The organism is Stenotrophomonas sp. YJH_SMC_33, assembly GCF_059372295.1.
This window is the reverse complement of record NZ_JCAFVJ010000003.1, coordinates 127,053-146,796: the sequence shown is the minus strand read 5'-3', so window position 1 is coordinate 146,796 and position 19,744 is coordinate 127,053. Positions and strand designations below refer to the sequence as shown.

At 64.8% G+C, this 19,744-nt stretch carries 15 protein-coding genes and 2 tRNA genes; all 17 read right to left on the bottom strand.

Annotation, left to right across the window (positions count from 1 at the left end; genetic code table 11):
- Nucleotides 1-155: 155 nt before the first annotated feature.
- The 17 genes from infB to AC5P9W_RS07235 all read right to left on the bottom strand — a co-directional run bounded on the left by infB (nt 156) and on the right by AC5P9W_RS07235 (nt 19,716).
- Complete coding sequence (gene infB / locus AC5P9W_RS07315) at nt 156-2,798, bottom strand: translation initiation factor IF-2 (protein ID WP_019660576.1); 2,643 nt, start codon at nt 2,796-2,798, stop codon at nt 156-158.
- Between the two features lie 92 nt (nt 2,799-2,890).
- Nucleotides 2,891-4,402, bottom strand: coding sequence for a transcription termination factor NusA (gene nusA, locus AC5P9W_RS07310; protein ID WP_019660577.1), 1,512 nt, complete (start codon nt 4,400-4,402; stop codon nt 2,891-2,893).
- Between the two features lie 4 nt (nt 4,403-4,406).
- On the bottom strand, nt 4,407-4,997 hold the full coding sequence (gene rimP / locus AC5P9W_RS07305) for a ribosome maturation factor RimP (RefSeq protein ID WP_019660578.1): 591 nt from the start codon (nt 4,995-4,997) through the stop codon (nt 4,407-4,409).
- Between the two features lie 365 nt (nt 4,998-5,362).
- Nucleotides 5,363-5,439, bottom strand: a tRNA-Met gene (locus AC5P9W_RS07300).
- Between the two features lie 82 nt (nt 5,440-5,521).
- Nucleotides 5,522-5,598, bottom strand: a tRNA-Met gene (locus AC5P9W_RS07295).
- Between the two features lie 127 nt (nt 5,599-5,725).
- Complete coding sequence (gene nuoN / locus AC5P9W_RS07290) at nt 5,726-7,186, bottom strand: NADH-quinone oxidoreductase subunit NuoN (protein WP_019660579.1); 1,461 nt, start codon at nt 7,184-7,186, stop codon at nt 5,726-5,728.
- A gap of 15 nt (nt 7,187-7,201) precedes the next feature.
- Nucleotides 7,202-8,710 (bottom strand): NADH-quinone oxidoreductase subunit M, encoded by a 1,509-nt coding sequence (locus AC5P9W_RS07285; RefSeq protein WP_019660580.1) that lies wholly within the window; start codon nt 8,708-8,710, stop codon nt 7,202-7,204.
- A 23-nt stretch (nt 8,711-8,733) separates the two neighbouring features.
- Entirely contained in the window at nt 8,734-10,902 is a 2,169-nt protein-coding gene (gene nuoL, locus AC5P9W_RS07280) for an NADH-quinone oxidoreductase subunit L (protein WP_019660581.1), read from the bottom strand.
- A 7-nt stretch (nt 10,903-10,909) separates the two neighbouring features.
- The gene (nuoK, locus tag AC5P9W_RS07275) at nt 10,910-11,215 is read right to left on the bottom strand and encodes an NADH-quinone oxidoreductase subunit NuoK (RefSeq protein ID WP_005417921.1); all 306 of its coding nucleotides are present in this window, start codon (nt 11,213-11,215) and stop codon (nt 10,910-10,912) included.
- Complete coding sequence (locus tag AC5P9W_RS07270; protein ID WP_019660582.1) at nt 11,212-11,868, bottom strand: NADH-quinone oxidoreductase subunit J; 657 nt, start codon at nt 11,866-11,868, stop codon at nt 11,212-11,214. Before AC5P9W_RS07270 ends, nuoK begins: the two co-directional genes overlap by 4 nt.
- A 9-nt stretch (nt 11,869-11,877) precedes the next feature.
- Nucleotides 11,878-12,366, bottom strand: coding sequence for an NADH-quinone oxidoreductase subunit NuoI (gene nuoI / locus AC5P9W_RS07265; RefSeq protein ID WP_005410456.1), 489 nt, complete (start codon nt 12,364-12,366; stop codon nt 11,878-11,880).
- Between the two features lie 4 nt (nt 12,367-12,370).
- Nucleotides 12,371-13,465, bottom strand: a complete 1,095-nt coding sequence (gene nuoH, locus AC5P9W_RS07260; protein WP_058982298.1) for an NADH-quinone oxidoreductase subunit NuoH — start codon at nt 13,463-13,465, stop codon at nt 12,371-12,373.
- The gene (gene nuoG / locus AC5P9W_RS07255) at nt 13,462-15,696 is read right to left on the bottom strand and encodes an NADH-quinone oxidoreductase subunit NuoG (RefSeq protein ID WP_206621215.1); all 2,235 of its coding nucleotides are present in this window, start codon (nt 15,694-15,696) and stop codon (nt 13,462-13,464) included. The genes nuoH and nuoG overlap by 4 nt, the downstream gene beginning before the upstream one ends.
- The gene (nuoF, locus tag AC5P9W_RS07250) at nt 15,693-17,033 is read right to left on the bottom strand and encodes an NADH-quinone oxidoreductase subunit NuoF (protein WP_005417934.1); all 1,341 of its coding nucleotides are present in this window, start codon (nt 17,031-17,033) and stop codon (nt 15,693-15,695) included. The genes nuoG and nuoF overlap by 4 nt, the downstream gene beginning before the upstream one ends.
- Before the next feature lie 4 nt (nt 17,034-17,037).
- Nucleotides 17,038-17,565, bottom strand: a complete 528-nt coding sequence (gene nuoE / locus AC5P9W_RS07245) for an NADH-quinone oxidoreductase subunit NuoE (protein WP_014647867.1) — start codon at nt 17,563-17,565, stop codon at nt 17,038-17,040.
- Nucleotides 17,566-17,662: 97 nt separating this feature from the next.
- Entirely contained in the window at nt 17,663-18,970 is a 1,308-nt protein-coding gene (locus AC5P9W_RS07240) for an NADH-quinone oxidoreductase subunit D (protein WP_495218996.1), read from the bottom strand.
- Nucleotides 18,967-19,716: an NADH-quinone oxidoreductase subunit C gene (locus AC5P9W_RS07235; protein ID WP_005410462.1), complete on the bottom strand. Its 750-nt coding sequence runs from the start codon at nt 19,714-19,716 to the stop codon at nt 18,967-18,969. Before AC5P9W_RS07235 ends, AC5P9W_RS07240 begins: the two co-directional genes overlap by 4 nt.
- Nucleotides 19,717-19,744 lie beyond the last annotated feature (28 nt).

The following is a 19,744-nucleotide window of genomic DNA, read 5'->3' as shown; positions in this document are numbered from 1 at the left end:
AGATTCGATTGTCGCCCGGCCAACGGTCGGGCGCCATCTTTGATTCGATTGTCGCCCGGCCAACGGTCGGGCGCTACATCTACCATGGTACCCGACCGTTGGTCGGGTTCTACATCACGGTAGGGCCCGACCGTTGGTCGGGCCGCCTTGCAGCATTACAGGGTGCGCGGCACTTCGATACGCTCGAAGCACTCGATCTGGTCACCCGGCTTGACGTCGTTGTAGGCCTTCACCGCGATACCGCATTCGGTACCGTTGCGGACTTCCTCGACGTTCTCCTTGAAGCGACGCAGCGATTCCAGCTCGCCCTCGAAGATCACCACGCTGTCGCGCAGCACGCGGATCGGCTTGTTGCGCTTGACCACGCCCTCGATGACCATCGAGCCGGCAACAGCGCCCAGCTTGGAGCTGCGGAAGACGTCGCGGACCTCGGCGATACCGATGATCTCTTCGCGGATCTCCACGCCCAGCAGGCCGGAGGCCACCTGCTTCACCTGATCGATCACGTCATAGATGATCGAGAAGTAACGCAGGTCCACGCCGTTGGATTCGATGATGCGACGGGCCGAAGCATCCGCACGCACGTTGAAGCCGATGACGGTGGCCTTCGAAGCGGCCGCCGAGTTGGCGTCCGACTCGGTGATGCCGCCCACGCCGGAGTGGATCACGTTGATGCGGATGTCGTCGTTGGACAGCGCGACCAGTGCCTGGCTCAGGGCCTGCACCGAACCCTGCACGTCGGCCTTGATGACCAGGTTGAGGACCTGCTGGCCCTCGCCCTTGCCCAGGGTCGCCATGATGTCTTCCATGCGGCTGCCCGCGGTGGCGACCAGGCGCGATTCACGGCGCTTGGTCTCACGCTGCTGGGCAACGTCCTTGGCCAGGCGCTCGTCCTCGACGACCACGAAGTCGTCACCGGCTTCCGGCACGCCGGACAGGCCCAGGACCTGCACCGGGATGGACGGGCCGGCGAACTCCGGCTGCTTGCCGGTTTCGTCGAACAGCGCACGCACGCGGCCGTACTGGATGCCGCACACCAGGTAATCGCCCTTCTTCAGGCGACCCTGCTGCACCAGCACGGTGGCGACCGGGCCACGGCCCTTGTCCAGCGACGATTCGATCACCACGCCCGAGGCCCGGCCTTCGTCGACCGCCTTCAGTTCCAGCAGTTCGGCCTGGATCGAGATGGCGTCCAGCAGGTCGTCGATGCCCAGGCCGGTCTTGGCCGAGATCTCCACCATCTGGGTGTCACCACCGAAGTCCTCGGCCACGACCTGCTCGGACAGCAGTTCGTTCTTGACCCGCATCGGGTCGGCGTCGGACTTGTCGATCTTGTTGATCGCCACGATCAGCGGCACACCCGCCGAACGGGCGTGCTGGATCGCTTCCTTGGTCTGCGGCATGACGCCGTCATCGGCAGCAACGACCAGCACCACGATGTCGGTCAGCTTGGCGCCGCGCGCACGCATCGAGGTGAACGCCGCGTGGCCCGGGGTATCCAGGAAGCTGATCACGCCCTTGGGCGTATCCACGTGGTAGGCACCGATGTGCTGGGTGATGCCGCCGGCTTCGCCGGTGGCAACCTTGGTGCGGCGGATGTAATCCAGCAGCGAGGTCTTGCCGTGGTCGACGTGGCCCATGATGGTGACCACCGGCGGACGCTGGGTGGCTTCGCCCTGGTTTTCACCGGCCGAGGCCAGCAGCGCGTCTTCGGCGTCGTTGTCGTTGGCACGGATCGCCTTGTGGCCGAGTTCTTCGGTCACCAGCGCGGCGGTGTCATGGTCGATGGACTGGGTGATGGTGGCCATCACGCCCATCTTGAACAGCGCCTTCACCACCTCGCCACCCTTCAGCGCAAGCTTCTGCGCCAGGTCGGCCACGGTAATGGTGTCGCCGATCGCCACTTCACGCACCACCGGTGCGGTCGGACGTTCGAACGCGTGCGGGCCGGCGTTGTTGCCACCACGCGACATGTCGCGACGGCCACCGGCCTGGTTGCGGCCGCCCGGACGACCACGGGTGTTGCTGTTGTTGCTGTTGCCACGACGCGCACGATCGGCCGCGGACAGGTGCATCTGGCCGGCGAAACGATCACCCGGGCCACGCTCGTTGCGCGGCGCGCTGCGGTTGTTGCGGTCGTCGTTGCGCGGCGGCGGCGCACTGCGCGGCGCAGCCGGGGCTGTCGCCGGGGCGCGCGGCGGGCGCGGCGCGGTTTCGTCGATCGGAGCACGCTTGGGCTTGCTGGCAGCCAGCGTCTCGGCCGCCTTGGCGGCAGCCGCAGCTTCCTCGGCGGCCTTCTTCTCGGCCTCGGCGCGTTCCTTGGCGGCGGCCTCTTCCTCGCGGGCACGGACGATGGCTTCGTCGCGCAGACGATCCTTTTCGGCCAGCGCCTGCTGTTCGGCGAGGTTGCGCGCACGCGACTCTTCCAGCTTGCGCAGGATGTCGGCGCGCTCTTCGTCCGGCGTCATGGCGCGAGCACCATCCTTGACGTAGGTACGCTTCTGGCGCACCTCGACATTCACGGTCGTCTTGCTGCGACCGGAACTGACCGTCACTTCCTGCTGTTTCCGGCGGTTGAGCGTGATCTTCTTTGCAGACTGATCCGTCTCTTCCGGGGCCTGCTCGGGCTTGCCGTGCGAACGACGAAGGAAGCCCAGGAGCTTCACCTTCTCGGTACTGGTCACGACCTGGTCGGGACCGCTGAACTTCATGCCGGCACCGGCCAGCTGTTCCAGCAGTTTTTCGACCGGCGTGTTGACCAGTTCGGCAAGCTTGCGGATGGTGGTTTGCTGCGACATTCGGATCCTATGATCTTGTGGGCGCCCCCCCGCATCTGGAGGTGGCGCGGATTCTACGCCCTGAGCGGCTCAGGGCCCTGTTCATTGCCGGCTCATTCGCCGCGTTCCAGTCGGGCGATCTCCTCGGCACGCGCGGCCAGGATCAGCGCCGCAGCGCGCTCCTGGTCCAGCCCTTCAATGCCGAAGTCCATGACCTCGTCGGCGGCCAGGTCGGACAGGTCCTCGCTGGTACGCACGCCGTGGCCGGCCAGCGCATACGCGGTGGCTTCGTCCATGCCCTTCAGGGACAGCAGGTCCTGCGCCGGCTGGCCGTCTTCAAGGCCTTCCTCGACTGCCAGGGCCTCATTGAGCAGCGCATCGCGGGCACGAGCGCGCAGCTCTTCGACGATGTCTTCGTCGAAACCTTCCACGGCCAGCAGTTCGCCGACCGGGACATATGCGATTTCCTCGACGGTGCCGAAGCCTTCACTGACCAGGATGCCGGCGATCTCTTCGTCCACTTCCAGCTTGTCCATGAACAGCTGGCGTGCGGCGGCCTGCTCGGCCTCCGACTTGGCGGTGACCTGGTCCTGGGTCATCACGTTGAGCTGCCAGCCGGTCAGGCGGCTGGCCAGGCGCACGTTCTGGCCGCCCTTGCCGATCGCCTGGGCGAGACGGTCTTCGGCAACGGCCAAGTCCATCGAGTGCTTGTCTTCATCGACGATGATCGACTGGACTTCGGCCGGCGCCATCGCATTGATGACGAAGTTGGCCGGATTGTCGTTCCACAGCACGATGTCCACGCGCTCGCCGTTGAGCTCGTTGGACACGGCCTGCACGCGCGAACCGCGCATGCCGATGCAGGCACCGATCGGATCGGTGCGCTGGTCGTGGGCCAGCACGGCGATCTTGGCGCGATCGCCCGGATCGCGCGCACAGGCCTTGATTTCCACCAGGCCCTGGCCGACTTCCGGCACTTCCAGCTTGAACAGCTCGATCATGAATTCCGGGGCGGCGCGGCTGATGAACAGCTGCGGACCACGCGGTTCCGAACGGACCTCGGCCAGGTAGCCGCGCACGCGGTCACCGGCGCGCAGCACGTCGCGCGGGATGCCCTTGTCCTTCGGAATGAAGCCTTCGGCGTTGCCGCCGAGGTCGACATAGATGTTGCCACGCTCGGCGCGCTTGACCACGCCGGTGATCAACTCACCGACACGATCCTTCCACGCGTCCACGACCTGCTGGCGCTCGGCTTCGCGCACGCGCTGGACGATGACCTGCTTGGCGGCCTGGGCAGCAATGCGGCCGAAGTCCGGGTTCTCGATCTGTTCTTCGATGTAGTCGCCGACCTCGACGCCTTCGGCTTCGTCGACGGCATCCATCAGGCGGATCTGGCGGTCGGGCGACTCCATGACCACATCATCGGCCACCACTTCCCAGCGGCGGAAGGTTTCGTAGCTGCCATCCTTGTGGTCGATGACCACGCGGGTCAGCACTTCCTCGTCGGGATAGCGCTTCTTCGCTGCCGAGGCCAGAGCGGCCTCGATGGCATCGAAGATCACTTCACGCGGCACGCCCTTCTCGTTGGCGACTGCGTCGACTACCAGCAACAGTTCCTTGCTCATTGGCTCACTCCGCGCGCGGCTTCTTTGCCGCCGGCTCGTTGGAAGAAGAATTCGTGTTCGGCTTCGGACGCTTCGGTGCCGGACCGGTCGGCTTGCTCGGGGCCAGCCCCAGCGCCACCCAGTCGGGCATGATCCGTGCCTTGTCGATGTTGTCGGCCGACACCACCACTTCGGCCTTGTCGACGATGAAGGTGATGGTGCCCGCAGCCTCGTCGGTCGCCTCGATACGCCCCTGCAGGCGACGACGGTTGTCCTGCGGCAGCTTCAGCGTGACCTTGGCCGATTCACCCTGGTGGCGAGCGAACTGCTCCAGGTTGAACAACGGGCGATCCACGCCCGGCGAGGACACTTCCAGCGTGTAATTGCCGCTGATCGGGTCTTCGACGTCCAGCTGCGCCGACACTTCGCGGCTGACCCGCTCACAGTCGTCGACATTGATGATGCGCTCGGGCTGTTCAGCCAGTGGCACGTCGATGTAAAGGCGCAGGGTCGCACCGCCGGGGGCCGGCAGATACTCAACGCCCAGCAGCTCCAGGCCCAGCGACACAACGGTCGGGGCGAGCAGATTCGCGATGTCGGTTGCCTTGTCGCTCACAGCCTGCCTTGATCTCTTGGTTGGGTGCCGGCCTTGGCCAGCGTGAAAACATGACGCCCCGGAAACGACAAAGGGCCCGCTGGGCCCCTTTTCCGGAAAGACTCCGGTGACTGGATTCCGGTTGCGACCTGCATTGCCTGCCGGTCGCGGCCCTCCTTCCGGATCCGGACTCCCGCTGGGAGGCCGCCTTCAGGGGTACTGCTAGGCCGCTGATGATAGCGGCCGCACCGCGCTGGTGCAAGGTGCGGGCCTGGGGGCAGCCCCTTTTCCGCACCGGCAGTTCGGGCATGGCTCGACTCTACAGAAACGGGCCAGCCCAAAGAAAAACGCCTTCGAAGGAGGACTTCGAAGGCGATCTCTTTACTTGGTAGCGGGGGCAGGATTTGAACCTGCGACCTTCGGGTTATGAGCCCGACGAGCTGCCAGACTGCTCCACCCCGCATCAGGAGCGGAATTATGAGCGATCGCTTCGAAACATGCAAGCTTTCCCTCATCCATCAAATCGGTTGGCGCCGATCCGACGTTGGTAGCGGGGGCAGGATTTGAACCTGCGACCTTCGGGTTATGAGCCCGACGAGCTGCCAGACTGCTCCACCCCGCACCGGAAGTGTTTGAACTGCTGCCGTGCTCTTTCGAGGACGGCTACCGCAACGATGTTCTGGCTGAACCGCTGCAGTGACAACTCAGGCTGCGCATATTACACGAATTGCGCAGCTTTGTGTCAATTTTTATGCAAGATGCGCAAATGCCTGCTGGCACCAGACCATGATCGGGTTCCAGGCAAGGCCCAGCGCCAGCAGTGCCAGCGCGTTCACGCCCAGCACCAGGCCCAGCACGCGGTCGTTGCTGCGCGGCATGGCCTCGCCCACCGGCTCATCGAAGTACATGACCTTGATGACGCGCAGGTAGTAGAAGCAGCCCACCACGGCGCACAGCACGCCAAGGATGGCCAGCCACAGCAGGCCGCCGTTGACGGCCGCGCCCAGCACCGCCAGCTTGGTCCAGAACCCCAGGAACGGCGGGATGCCGGCCAGCGACGCCATGATGCACAGCACCAGGCCGGCCATCCACGGATTGCGGGCGTTGAGCCCCTTGAAGTCCTCGATGTTCTCGGCTTCGAAACCGGCGCGCGACAGGGCGATGATCGCACCGAAGGCAGCGGTCGACATGATGGCGTAGGCCAGTGCGTAGAACAGCGCGGCGGCATAGCCCTGCGCGCCGCCACCGGCGATGCCCATCAGCAGGAAGCCGATGTGCGAGACGGTGGAGAACGCCAGCATTCGCTTGAGGTTGCTCTGCGCGATGGCCATCAGGTTGCCGATGACCAGCGAGACTGCGGCCAGGCCGGCAATGAGCAGCTGCAGCTCGGTCGACAGCGGCCCCACGCCCATTTCCAGCAGGCGGTAGGCCATGCCGAAGGCCGCCAGCTTCGGCGCCGAGCTGATGAACAGCGCGATCGGTGCCGGGGCACCCTGGTAGACGTCCGGCAGCCACATGTGGAACGGCGCGGCGCCCAGCTTGAAGGCGACGCCGGCGATCATGAACACCGCACCGGTGATCAGCAGCACGCGCTCTTCCGAGTGCGGGATGGCATCGCGGATGACGTCCAGGTGCAGGCTGCCGGTGGCGCCGTAGATCAGCGACATGCCGTACAGCAGCAGGCCCGAGGCCAGCGAGCCCAGCACGATGTACTTCATCGCCGCTTCCGAGGCCAGGCCGTTTTCACGGTTGCTGGCGACCAGGGCGTAGGAGCACAGCGCCAGCAGCTCCAGGCCCAGGTAGACCATCAGCAGGCTGCCGGCCGAGACCAGGATCATCATGCCGGCGGTACCGAACAGGATCAGCACCGGGATCTCGCCCTGGAACAGGTTGCGGTCACGCAGGTAGCGCCAGCCGTAGATCAGGGTCAGGCCGCTGAGCAGCACGATCCCGGTCTTCATCACGTCCGCGGCGGTATCGCGCACGAACATGCCATGGAAGACCTCCCCCTGCCCGCCCACGCCGGTGGCCAGCATGAACAGCACCACGGCCAGCGCAGCGAGCGCGAACAGGTGGGTGACGATCTTGTTCCGGTTGCTGACGAACAGGTCGAGGATCATCAGGGCGAAGGCGCTGCCGATCAGCACCAGCTCGGGAGCGAGCGGTGGCAGGTCAGCGGCGGTCAATGGCAGCAGCGGCGAGGTGGTCATCATCAAATCCTGGAATTACAGCAGCTTGCTGGATGCGATCTGCATCGCCAGCTTCGCGATCGAGGGCTCCATCAGGTCGGTCAGCGGCTTGGGGTAGATGCCCAGGGCCAGCACGCCGATGGCGAACACGCCCAGCACCAGCCATTCGCGGCCGTTGATGTCCTTCAGTTCGGCCACATGGCTGTTGGCCACTTCGCCGAAGAAGATGCGCTTGTACAGCCACAGGGTGTAGGCGGCGCCGATGATCAGGGTGGTGGCCGCGCCCAGGGCGATCCACGGATTACGCTGGAAGGCCGAGAGGATGACCATGAACTCGCCGACGAAGCCGCTGGTACCCGGCAGGCCAGCATTGGCCATGAAGAACAGCATGGCGAAGGTGGCGAACCACGGCATCACGTTGACCACGCCGCCGTAATCGGCGATGCGGCGGCTGTGCATGCGGTCGTACAGCACGCCGACGCAGGAGAACATGGCGCCGGACACGAAGCCGTGCGAGATCATCTGCACCATGGCGCCCTGCAGGCCCAGGCGGGCGGCATCGGCGTTGCCGGCTTCACGCACCAGCCACAGGGCGATGAAGGTGCCGAGGGTGACAAAGCCCATGTGCGCGATCGACGAGTAGGCGATCAGCTTCTTCATGTCGTCCTGCACCAGGGCGACCAGGCCGACATAGATCACTGCGATCAGCGACAACGCGATCACCAGCCAGGCCCATTCCTGCGACGCGTCCGGAACGATCGGCAGGTTGAAGCGCAGGAAGCCGTAGCCACCGATCTTCAGGGCGATCGCGGCCAGGATCACCGAACCGGCGGTCGGCGCTTCCACGTGGGCGTCCGGCAGCCAGGTGTGGACCGGGAACATCGGCACCTTGACCGCGAAGGCGATCAGGAAGGCGAAGAAGATCCAGGTCTGTTCCTTGGCCGACAGCGGCAGTGCGTACAGGTCGGCCAGCTGGAAGCTGCCGCCCTTCATGTACAGGTAGATCAGCGCCACCAGCATCAGCACCGAGCCGAGGAAGGTGTACAGGAAGAACTTCAGCGCGGCGTAGATGCGGCGCGGGCCGCCCCAGACACCGATGATCAGGAACATCGGAATCAGCATCGCTTCGAAGAACACGTAGAACAGCATCGCGTCCGTCGCAGCAAAGATGCCCACGGTGACGCCTTCCAGGATAAGGAAGGCCGCCACGTACTGGTTCACGCGCTTGTCGATGGCGCTCCAGGCGCCGATCAGGGCAAGCACGCTGACCAGGGTGGTCAGCAGGATCAGCGCCACGGCAATGCCGTCCACGCCCAGGTTGTAGCCGATCTTGTACGCCGGGATCCAGGCGTGGGTCTCGACGAACTGCAGACCGTCGACGCCCGCGTTGTAGCCGCTCAGCAGCGAGAGGCTCGCCACGAACGTCAGCACCGCTACGCCCAGCGACGCCCAGCGGGCGGTCTGCGCATCACGGATCGCAAGGATCAGGGCGCCACCGATGATCGGCAGCCAGATGAGGACACTGAGTAGAGGCCAGTTCGACACGTCTTCTTATTCCGTACAGGTCATCAACGCAGGTAATGCATCAGCACGCCCAGCAGGGCAATCAGGCCGATGATCATCGCGAAGGCGTAGTGATAGAGGAAACCGGATTGGGTACGACGCAGCACGCCGGCTGCGACGTCCACAACACGTGCCGAGAGATTGACCACGCCGTCGACGATGTTGCTGTCGATCCAGCGCGAGACCTTGCCCAGCTTGACGCTGCCACCGGCAAAGCCATCGATCCACAGCTTGTCGAAGCCGTACTTGTTTTCCAGCACCGAAACCAGCGGAGCGAAGGTCTTGCGGGCCTTGCCCGACAGGTCCGGCTTCCACAGGTAGAACAGTGCGGCCAGCAGGAAGCCCGCAACGGTCAGCACGAACGCCGGCGCCATCATGCCGTGCAGCGCGAACGCGACCGGGCCATGGAACTCCTCGCCCAGGAAGCCGATGGTGTTCTTGGCCGGATCGTAGAAGTCGACGATGCCGGTGAAGAACGTATGCGCCTGTCCCTTGATGGCGTCGTGCGCGTGGTGGCCGGCCCAGTCGGTGCCATACAGCATCGGACCGATGCTGAAGAAGCCGATGGCGATCGAAGGGATGGCCAGCAGGATCAGCGGCAGGGTCACCACCCACGGGGTTTCGTGCGGCTCATGAGGACCGTGGCCATGGCCGTGGTCGTCGTGATGCGCATCGCCGTGGTGGGCGTCGGCGGCATGGTGCTCGTCATGGCCATGGCCATGCGCGTGGTCATCATGCGTGTCGCGGAATCGTTCCTTGCCATGGAAGGTCAGGAACAGCAGGCGGAAGCTGTAGAAGCTGGTGACGATCACGCCGCCCAGTACGGCCCAGTAGCCGTAGGTGGCCACCCAGTTGTTGGACAGGTGCGCGTGCAGCTCGGCCGCCTCGATGATGGTGTCCTTCGAGTAGAAGCCGGAGAAGAACGGCGTACCCACCAGCGCCAGGGTACCGATCCACATGGTGATGAAGGTGATCGGCATGTACTTGCGCAGGCCGCCCATCTTGCGCATGTCCTGCTCGTGGTGCATCGCGATGATGACCGAGCCGGCGCCCAGGAACAGCAGGGCCTTGAAGAAGGCGTGGGTCATCAGGTGGAACACGGCGGCCGAATAGGCCGACACGCCCAGTGCAACCGTCATGTAGCCCAGCTGGGACAGCGTGGAATACGCGACGACGCGCTTGATGTCGTTCTGCACGATGCCGATCAGGCCGGTGAAGAACGCGGTGGTGGCACCGATGAACAGCACGAAGTTCAGCGCGGTCTGCGACAGCTCGAACAGCGGTGACATGCGGGTGACCATGAAGATACCGGCTGTCACCATCGTCGCGGCGTGGATCAGTGCCGAGATCGGGGTCGGGCCTTCCATCGAGTCCGGCAGCCACACATGCAGCGGGACCTGGGCCGACTTGCCCATGGCACCAATGAACAGGCAGATGCAGATGACGGTGGCGATCGACCAGATCACCGGCTCGTTCAGCAGCTGCATGCCCAGGATGGTGCCGTCCCAGATCTGCAGCTGGGCGCGCGGGTCAGCCAGCATGCCGGCCTGCGAGAACACCTGCGAGTAGTCCAGGGTGCCGAACACCCACAGCACGCCGGCGATGCCCAGCAGGAAGCCGAAGTCACCGACGCGGTTGACCAGGAACGCCTTCATGTTGGCGAAGATCGCGGTCGGGCGCTTGAACCAGAAGCCGATCAGCAGGTACGACACCAGGCCCACCGCTTCCCAGCCGAAGAACAGCTGCAGGAAATTGTTGCTCATCACCAGGGTGAGCATCGAGAAGGTGAACAGCGAGATGTAGCTGAAGAACCGCTGGTAGCCCGGGTCGTCCTGCATGTAGCCGATCGTGTAGATGTGGACCAGCAGCGACACGAAGGTCACCACCACCATCATCATCGCGGTCAGCTTGTCGACCATGAAGCCGACGTGCGCCGAATACTGGCCGACTTCAAAGAACGTGTAGATGTTCTGGTTGAACGGCTGCGCGCCGCCCCACATCAACTGGTAGAACGTGTACATCGACAGGCCGCAGGCCACCGCGACGCCGAGGATGGTGATGGTCTGCGCGCCGAAGCGCTTGACCTGGCGACCGAACAGGCCGGCGATGATGCTGCCGAACAGCGGTGCGAGCACCACTGCGATCAACAGACTCTTGGAGAGAGTGATTTCCATCTGTGGATCAGCCCTTCAACGAATCGACTTCGCCGACATTGATCGTGCGGCGGGTACGGAACAGGGTCACCAGGATCGCCAGGCCGATGGCGGCTTCCGCGGCGGCGACGGTCAGGATGAAGAACACGAACAGCTGGCCGGACGGATCGCCCAGCTGGCGCGAGAAGCCGACGAAGTTGATGTTCACCGACAGCAGCATCAGTTCGATCGACATCAGCAGGACGATGACGTTCTTCCGGTTGAGGAAGATGCCGGCCAGGCTAATGGCGAACAGCACCGCGCCAAGCGCAAGGATGTGGCCAAGGGTAATCACGGCTGGGTCTCCTCGCCGGTGGCCGGCTTGCTGTTGCTGTGCACGACCGGGGCCTCGGCACCCATCTTGACCATGCGCAGACGCTGGCCGGCCTTGACCATGGTCTGCTCACCCGGGTTCTGGCTCTTGACGCCGGTGCGGCGACGCAGGGTCAGCATCACGGCAGCAACCACGGCCACGGTCAGGATGACGGCGGCGAACTCGAACGGAAGCAGGTACTCGGTGAACAACGTGCGCGCCAGCCAGGTGATGTTGGACGTGTCGGCGGCGACCGCAGCGGCGTTGTCGGCCGGGAACGGCGTGGCCGAACGCGCCTTGACGCCGATCAGGATCAGCATCTGCACCAGCATCGCGACGGCGACGATGAGGCCGACCGGCAGGTAGCGCACCCAGCCCTCACGCAGCTTGGTGGGGTCGATGTCCAGCATCATCACCACGAACAGGAACAGCACCATCACCGCGCCGACGTAGACCAGCACCAGCGCCACACCGAGGAACTCGGCGCCCACCAGCAGCCACACGCAGGCAATGGAGAAGAAGGTCAGCACCAGGCAGAGCACGGCGTGAACCGGGTTGCGCACGCTGATCACCGCACCGGCCGAAACCGTTGCCGCGATGGCGAACACCCAGAAAGCGATATTTACCCAATCCATCTCTCGACCTCAGCGGTAAGCGGCATCGGCGGCACGACGCTCGGCGATCTCGTTTTCGAGACGGTCGCCCAGGGCCAGCAGCTGCGGCTTGGTAACGATGTTTTCGCCACGATTCTCGAAGTGGTACTCGAGGATGTGGGTTTCGACGATCGAGTCCACCGGGCAGCTTTCCTCGCAGAAGCCGCAGAAGATGCACTTGAACAGGTCGATGTCATAGCGCGTGGTGCGGCGGGTGCCGTCCTCGCGCTTGGCCGAGTCGATGGTGATGGCCAGCGCCGGGCACACCGCTTCGCACAGCTTGCAGGCAATGCAGCGCTCTTCGCCGTTGGGGTAACGGCGCAGCGCGTGCAGGCCACGGAAGCGCGGCGACTGCGGGAACTTCTCCATCGGGTACATCATCGTGTACTTCGGCTTGAAGCTGTACTTCAGCGTCAGCCAGAGGCCCGCCAGCAGTTCGAGCAGCAGCAGGCTCTTGAAGTAATGGGTAATCCTGTTCATCACTTTAGACGCCCTTTTGAATCACGCCGAAGAACACCATGACGGCGGTAACCGCGATCCACAGAATGGCCAGCGGGATGAAGACCTTCCAGCCCAGGCGCATGATCTGGTCGTAGCGGAAGCGCGGGAAGCTGGCACGGAACCAGATGTAGGCACTGGCGAAGAAGAACACCTTGACGAACAGCCACGGCGCGCCGCCCTTCCAGACCCAGTCGACCAGCGGCGAGACATCGCCGAAGTTGACCCAGCCCTGGACCGGGCTCAGCCAGCCGCCGAGGAAGAAGATCGAGATCAGGAAGCTGATCAGGATCATGTTCGCGTATTCGGCCAGGAAGAACAGGGCGAACGCGCCGCCGGAGTACTCGACCATGTGGCCGGCGACGATTTCCGATTCGCCTTCCACCACGTCGAACGGCGCGCGGTTGGTTTCAGCCACGCCCGACACCCAGTAGATGACGAACAGCGGGAACAAAGGCAGCAGGAACCAGTCGAAGAAGCCGGAACTGCCGGCCTGCGCCATCACGATGTTGCTCAGGTTCAGGCTGCCCGAGGCGATCATCACGCCGACCAGGGCAAAGCCCATGGCGATTTCGTAGCTGATCATCTGTGCCGAGGCGCGCATCGCACCCAGGAACGCGTACTTCGAGTTGGACGCCCAGCCGGCCAGGATGATGCCGTAGATGCCCAGCGAGGTCATCGCCAGCAGGTACAGCAGGCCGGCGTTGGCGTTGGACAGCACGATCTGCGAATCGAAGGGGACCACCGACCAGGCCGCGAAGGCCGGGGCCAGGGTGATCAGCGGGGCCAGCAGGTAGATCGCCTTGTTGGCGCTGCTCGGCTGGACCACTTCCTTGAACAGCAGCTTGAAGACGTCGGCGAAGGCCTGGAAGATGCCCATGCCCACATACATCGGGCCGTGGCGGACGTGCATCCAGCCGATCAGCTTGCGTTCCCAGACCACGTAGAAGGCCACCGAGATGATCACCGGAACGGCGATCACCAGGATCTTCAGGATGATCCAGATCAGCGCGCCGATGTCACCGAGGCCCAGCAGCCACTGGTGCAGCGGGTCGACCGCGTTCAACAGCAATTCGTTCATGCAGCCACCACCGATACGCGAGCGGCACCCAGCGGCGCGGTCGCGCCGTGGCCCGATTCAATCCAGACCGAACCCGCTGCGACGCGGGCGTCGACCACCACCGGCAGGGTGGCCTTGCCGGCATCGGTGCCGACCTTGGCCATCTGCCCTTCCTGCAGCTGCAGGCGAGCGGCATCTTCAGCGTTCAGCACGATGCGCGGGGCGTTGCTGAGCGGATGCGACTGCAGCGCCGGCGCGCGACGGACCACCGCATCGGTGCGGTAGATCGCGGCGGTCGAAGCCACTTCCAGGCCTTCACCGGCAACCGCCGGCTGTGCCGAAGCGGCAATACTGACCGACACAGGGGCCAGGCTGGCACGCAGTCCGGCCAGGTCGGTGAAGTCGAAACCGGCCAGCGCCATGTCGCCGCCCAGGGCGCGCAGCACGCGCCAGCCTTCACGGGCCTCGCCCGGCAGCTTGCCGCCGGCACGGGCCGACTGCTCGCGACCGTCGAGGTTGGTAAGGGTGGCATCGATTTCCGGCAGCGCACCGATCGGCAGGATCACGTCTGCAACGTCGCGGGTCGAGGCGCAGGCGAAGTGGCTGAACGCCACCACCTGGGCACCCACCAGCGCCTTGCGCGCGGCCGGTGCATCGGCGAAGTCCAGGCCCGGCTCCAGCCCGTACACCACGTAGGCCTGGCGCGGCTGCGCCAGCATCGCGGCGACGTCCCTGCCGGCCGGCAGCACGCCGGCGCGGGTCAGGCCCACGGCGTTGGCGCCCTGCGGGATGCGGCACAGCTTGGCACCGGTCGCTGCGGCGAAGTCACGCGCCGCGGCGCGGATCGCGGCAGCCTGCGGGTGATTCTCGGCGATGCCACCGACGATCAGCACGGTGTTGTTGCCGCCCTGCACTGCCGAACGCAGCTCGCTGCTGGCCAGCGCATCGACGAACTTCGACGGTGCGACGATCTGCTTGCCGGCAATGCTGAAGGCAAAGTCGAAGTCCACCGGATTGATGACGTGGATCTTCGCGCCCTTGGTGGTCTGCGCCTTGCGCAGGCGGGCGTGCAGCAGCGGCAGTTCGTGGCGGATGTTGCTGCCCAGGACGACGATGCGGTCGGCGCCTTCGATCTCGGCCAGCGGCAGGCCGAACACTTCGGCGGTTGCGGCGTCGGAGAAATCGCGGTTGTTGATGCGGTGGTCGATGTTGCCCGAGCCCAGGCCCTTGGCCAGGCGGGCCAGCAGCGCACCCTCCTCGTTCGAGGTCGACGGATGCACCAGCACGCCCAGGTTGTCGCCCTGGTTCGCCTTGAGGATCCCGGCGGCTGCGGCCAGGCCTTCGGCCCAGCTCACTTCCTTCCACTCGCCATTGACCTTGCGCAGCGGCTTGACCGCGCGGTCTTCGCTGTACAGGCCCTGGTGCGAGTAGCGGTCGCGGTCGGACAGCCAGCACTCGTTCACCGCTTCGTTGTCGCGCGGCACGGTGCGCAGCACTTCGCCGCGACGCACGTGCAGGAACAGGTTCGAACCCATCGCGTCGTGGTAGCCCAGCGACTCGCGCGCGGTCAGCTCCCACGGGCGGGCGCGGAACTGGAACACCTTGTTGGTAAGCGCGCCGACCGGGCAGACGTCGACGACGTTGCCCGACAGCTCGGTGGTCAGCGGCTTGCCGTCGAAGGTGCCGATCTGCAGGTTCTCACCGCGGTACATGCCACCCAGTTCGTAAGTACCGGCAACGTCGGCGGTGAAGCGGACGCAGCGGGTGCACTGGATGCAACGGGTCATCTCGGTGGCCACCAGCGGCCCCATGTCCTCGTCCGGCACCACGCGCTTGCGCTCGTTGAAACGGCTGACCGAACGGCCATAGCCCAGCGATACGTCCTGCAGCTCGCACTCGCCGCCCTGATCGCAGATCGGGCAGTCCAGCGGATGGTTGATGAGCAGGAACTCCATCACCGAGCGCTGGAACTTCAGTGCCTTCTCACTGCGGGTGGCGACCTTCATGCCGTCCATCACCGGGGTAGCGCAGGCCGGCGCCGGCTTCGGCGACTTCTCCACGTCCACCAGGCACATGCGGCAGTTGGCGGCGATCGGCAGCTTCTCGTGGTAGCAGAAGCGCGGAATCGGAATGCCGGCCTTGTCGGCCGCCTGGATGATCATCGAACCCTTGGGCACGACCAGCGACTTGCCATCGATCTCGATGGTCACGTGGTCTGGTGGCACGTTCGGGTTTACGGGTTGCGCGCTCATGCGGCGGCTGCCTCCACCTTCTTGCCGTCAACCATCGAATGACCGTTGACGATGTAGTACTCGAATTCGTCCCAGAACTGGCGCAGGAAGCCCTGGATGGGCCATGCAGCCGCTTCACCGAACGCACAGATGGTGTGGCCTTCGATCTGGCCGGCCACCGCCTTCAGCTGGTGCAGGTCTTCCATCGTGGCCTTGCCGGCGACGATGCGCTCCAGCACGCGGTGCATCCAGCCGGTACCTTCACGGCACGGCGTGCACTGGCCGCACGATTCCTTGTGGAAGAACTGGCTGATGCGGCAGGCGAACTTGACGCAGCAGACGCTGTCGTCGAGCACCACGATGGCCCCCGAACCCAGGCCGGAGCCCAGCGCACGGATGGTGTCGTAGTCCATCGGCAGGCCCTTCAGCTCGGCCGCGGTCAGCACCGGCATCGACACGCCGCCCGGAATCGCGCCCTTGAGCTTGCGGCCCGGACGCAGGCCACCGGCCATTTCCAGCAGGTCGTCGAAGGTGGTGCCCAGCGGTACTTCAAAGTTGCCGCCGTTCTGCACGCAGCCGGACACCGAGAAGCACTTCGGGCCGCCGTTGGCGGTCAGGCTCAGGCCCTTGAACCACTCCGGGCCGTTGCGGATGATCGCCGGCACCGAACCGTAGGTTTCGGTGTTGTTGATCGTCGACGGCTTGCCGTAGAGGCCGAAGTTTGCCGGGAACGGCGGCTTGTAGCGCGGCTGGCCCTTCTTGCCTTCCAGCGATTCCATCAGCGCGGTTTCTTCACCGCAGATGTAGGCGCCGGCGCCCAGCGCACCGTAGATGTCGATGTCCACGCCGCTGCCGAGGATGTTCTTGCCCAGCCAGCCGTTCGCATAGGCGTCGGCCAGGGCCTGCTCGAAGTGCTCGAACGGCTCGTGGTGGAACTCACCGCGCAGGTAGTTGTAGCCCACGGTCGAACCGGTGGCGTAGCAGGCGATCGCCATGCCCTCCACCACCGAGTGCGGGTTGTAGCGCAGGATGTCGCGGTCCTTGCAGGTGCCCGGCTCGGATTCGTCCGAGTTGCAGAGGATGTACTTCTGCATGTTGCCCTTGGGCATGAAGGACCACTTCAGGCCGGTCGGGAAGCCTGCGCCACCGCGGCCGCGCAGGCCCGAGGCCTTGACCATCTCGATGACCTGCTCCGGCGGGATCTTCTCTTCGAGGATCTTGCGCAGGGCGGCGTAACCACCGGTCTTCAGGTAGCTTTCGTACGACCACGGGGTGTCGTAATGCAGGGTGGTGTAGACCACCTGGTGCGGCAGCGGCGCGGGGCCGACCGGACCCTTGGATTCGTGGTGATGTGCCATGCCCTTACTCCAGCCCGTCCAGCAGCTCGTCGACCTTTTCCAGGGTCAGACGCTCATGGTAGTGACCGTTGATGACCATCATCGGTGCGCCGCCGCAGCCGGCCAGGCACTCTTCCTCGCGCTTGAGGTAGACGCGGCCATCCGGGGTCGATTCACCGTGCTTGATGCCCAGCTTCTTCTCGCAGTGGCGCACGATGTCTTCGGCGCCATTGAGCCAGCAGCTGATGTTGGTGCAGATGGCCACGTTGTTGCGGCCCACCTTCTCGGTCTCGAACATCGAGTAGAAGCTGGCGACCTCGTAGGCCCAGACCGGCGGCAGGTCCAGGTACTTGGCCACGGCGGCGATCAGCTCGTCGGTCAGCCAGCCCTGGTTCTGCTCCTGGGCCGCATGCAGGCCCTGCAGCACGGCAGAGCGCTTGCGATCCGGCGGGAACTTGGACAGCCAGTGATCGATGTGAGCGCGGGTCTTGTCGCTCAGCACCACCATCGGGTCGACGTCGCGCGCCGCCTCGAAATTACCTGTCGCCTTCATCGGCCGACCTCAGCGAAATGCATAACGTGAAATTCCAGAAACTGCGGCGCCGGCTTGCGCCGGCTGCCTGCAGCGGGCGTTGGCGTAGCGGACGGCATTACCGGTCAACCTCGCCGAACACCAGGTCGTAGGTACCGATCATCGCCACCACGTCGGCCAGCATGTGGCCGCGCACGACCGAATCGATCGAGGACAGGTGGGCGAAGCCCGGCGCGCGCAGGTGCACGCGGAACGGCTTGTTGGCGCCATCGGAGACCAGGTAGCAGCCGAACTCGCCCTTCGGGGCCTCCACCGCCGAGTAGGTCTCGCCGGCCGGTACGCAGTAGCCTTCGCTGAACAGCTTGAAGTGGTGGATCAGCGCTTCCATGTCGTCCTTCATGTCCTCGCGCCTGGGCGGAGCGACCTTGAAGTTCTTCACCATCACCGGGCCCGGGTTGGCCTTCAGCCACGCCACGCACTGCTTGATGATGCGGTTGGATTCGCGCATTTCGGCAACGCGGACCAGGTAGCGGTCGTAGCAGTCACCTTCCTTGCCCAGCGGGATGTCGAAATCGACGGCATCGTACTTGGCGTACGGACGCTTCTTGCGCAGGTCCCAGGCAATGCCCGAGCCGCGCAGCATCACGCCGGTCATGCCCCACTGATGGGCCAGCTCGGGAGTGACCACGCCGATGCCGACGGTACGCTGCTTCCAGATACGGTTGTCGGTCAGCAGGGTTTCGTATTCGTCGATGCGCTTGGGGAACTCGACGGTGAAGTTCTCCAGGAAGTCCAGCAGCGAGCCTTCGCGCGAAGCATTGAGCTGCTTCAGCACCTTGCCCTTGTGCCAGCGCGATTCCTTGTACTTCGGCATGTGGTCCGGCAGGTCGCGGTAGACACCGCCCGGACGGTAGTACGCCGCGTGCATGCGCGCGCCGGAAACCGCTTCGTAGCAGTCCATCAGCTCTTCGCGTTCGCGGAAGGCGTACAGCATCACCGCCATCGCGCCCAGGTCGAGCGCGTTGGAGCCCAGCCACATCAGGTGGTTGAGGATGCGGGTGATTTCATCGTACATGGTGCGGATGTACTGGGCACGCTCCGGCGCCTCGATGCCCATCAGGGTCTCGATCGCGCGCACGTAGGCGTGCTCGTTGCACATCATCGACACGTAATCCAGGCGATCCATGTAGCCGATCGACTGGTTGAACGGCTTGGACTCGGCCAGCTTTTCGGTACCACGGTGCAGCAGACCCACGTGCGGGTCGGCGCGCATGATGGTTTCACCGTCCATTTCCAGGATCAGGCGCAGCACACCGTGAGCGGCCGGATGCTGCGGGCCGAAGTTCATGGTGTAGTTGCGGATTTCCTGCCGGCTTTCGGCGGCGTTGCTGGCGAACGCTTCGCCAGCCTGGTGTACGTGGCTCACTTCACTGCCTCCTGCGCGCGCTCACCTTCTGCGGTCTGCAGACGGGCGTCGTCGCGGATCACGCGCGGCACGCCGACACGCGGCTCCACCGAGGTGACCGGTTCGTAGATCACGCGCTTCTTTTCTTCGTCGTAGCGGACTTCGACATTGCCGATCAGCGGGAAATCCTTGCGGAACGGATGGCCGACGAAACCGTAGTCGGTCAGGATCCGGCGCAGGTCCGGGTGGCCTTCGAAGATCACGCCGTACAGATCGAACGCTTCGCGCTCGAACCAGTTCAGGCCCGGCCAGATGCCGGTCAGCGAGGACACCACCGGCAGCGCTTCGTCAGGGGCGAAGCAGCGCAGGTGCATCATCAGGTTGTGCTGGTACGAACGCAGCTGGGCGACCACGGCGAAGCGCTGGGTCGGCATGTGCTGCGGGCGGGCACCGTCGGCACCGTTTTCCTCGGTGGGGAACTCGCCCCACGCGAAGCGGCCCTGGGCCTTGCCTTCGACGCCACGGCTGAAGCCCTGCGAGGACACATCGGCGGTGTCCCACTCGTCGGAGCCGTAGCCAAGGTAGTCGACGCCGCACAGATCCACGGCCTGCTCGAAACCAAACTCGTCACGCAGCGCCAGGGCGGTGGCGTGCCACTCGGCGGCAGGCACTTCCAGCGTCACTTCGCCGCGGGGTTCGACCACGATGACCTTCGCACCAGCGAAACGTGCGGACAGTCGGTCGATGAAGGATGCTTGCTCTGCCATGGGGGCTTGGCGCGCTCTTGTCAGGTGA

Coding starts and splice junctions, on each gene's coding strand:
- infB (WP_019660576.1), bottom strand. CDS start 2,798: ATGTCGCAGCAAACCACCATCCGCAAGCTTGCCGAACTGGTCAACACG.
- nuoI (WP_005410456.1), bottom strand. CDS start 12,366: ATGAACAGGATTACCCATTACTTCAAGAGCCTGCTGCTGCTCGAACTG.
- nuoL (WP_019660581.1), bottom strand. CDS start 10,902: ATGGAAATCACTCTCTCCAAGAGTCTGTTGATCGCAGTGGTGCTCGCA.
- AC5P9W_RS07235 (WP_005410462.1), bottom strand. CDS start 19,716: ATGGCAGAGCAAGCATCCTTCATCGACCGACTGTCCGCACGTTTCGCT.
- nuoF (WP_005417934.1), bottom strand. CDS start 17,033: ATGGCACATCACCACGAATCCAAGGGTCCGGTCGGCCCCGCGCCGCTG.
- nuoE (WP_014647867.1), bottom strand. CDS start 17,565: ATGAAGGCGACAGGTAATTTCGAGGCGGCGCGCGACGTCGACCCGATG.
- nuoN (WP_019660579.1), bottom strand. CDS start 7,186: ATGACCACCTCGCCGCTGCTGCCATTGACCGCCGCTGACCTGCCACCG.
- nuoH (WP_058982298.1), bottom strand. CDS start 13,465: ATGAACGAATTGCTGTTGAACGCGGTCGACCCGCTGCACCAGTGGCTG.
- nuoG (WP_206621215.1), bottom strand. CDS start 15,696: ATGAGCGCGCAACCCGTAAACCCGAACGTGCCACCAGACCACGTGACC.
- AC5P9W_RS07270 (WP_019660582.1), bottom strand. CDS start 11,868: ATGGATTGGGTAAATATCGCTTTCTGGGTGTTCGCCATCGCGGCAACG.
- nusA (WP_019660577.1), bottom strand. CDS start 4,402: ATGAGCAAGGAACTGTTGCTGGTAGTCGACGCAGTCGCCAACGAGAAG.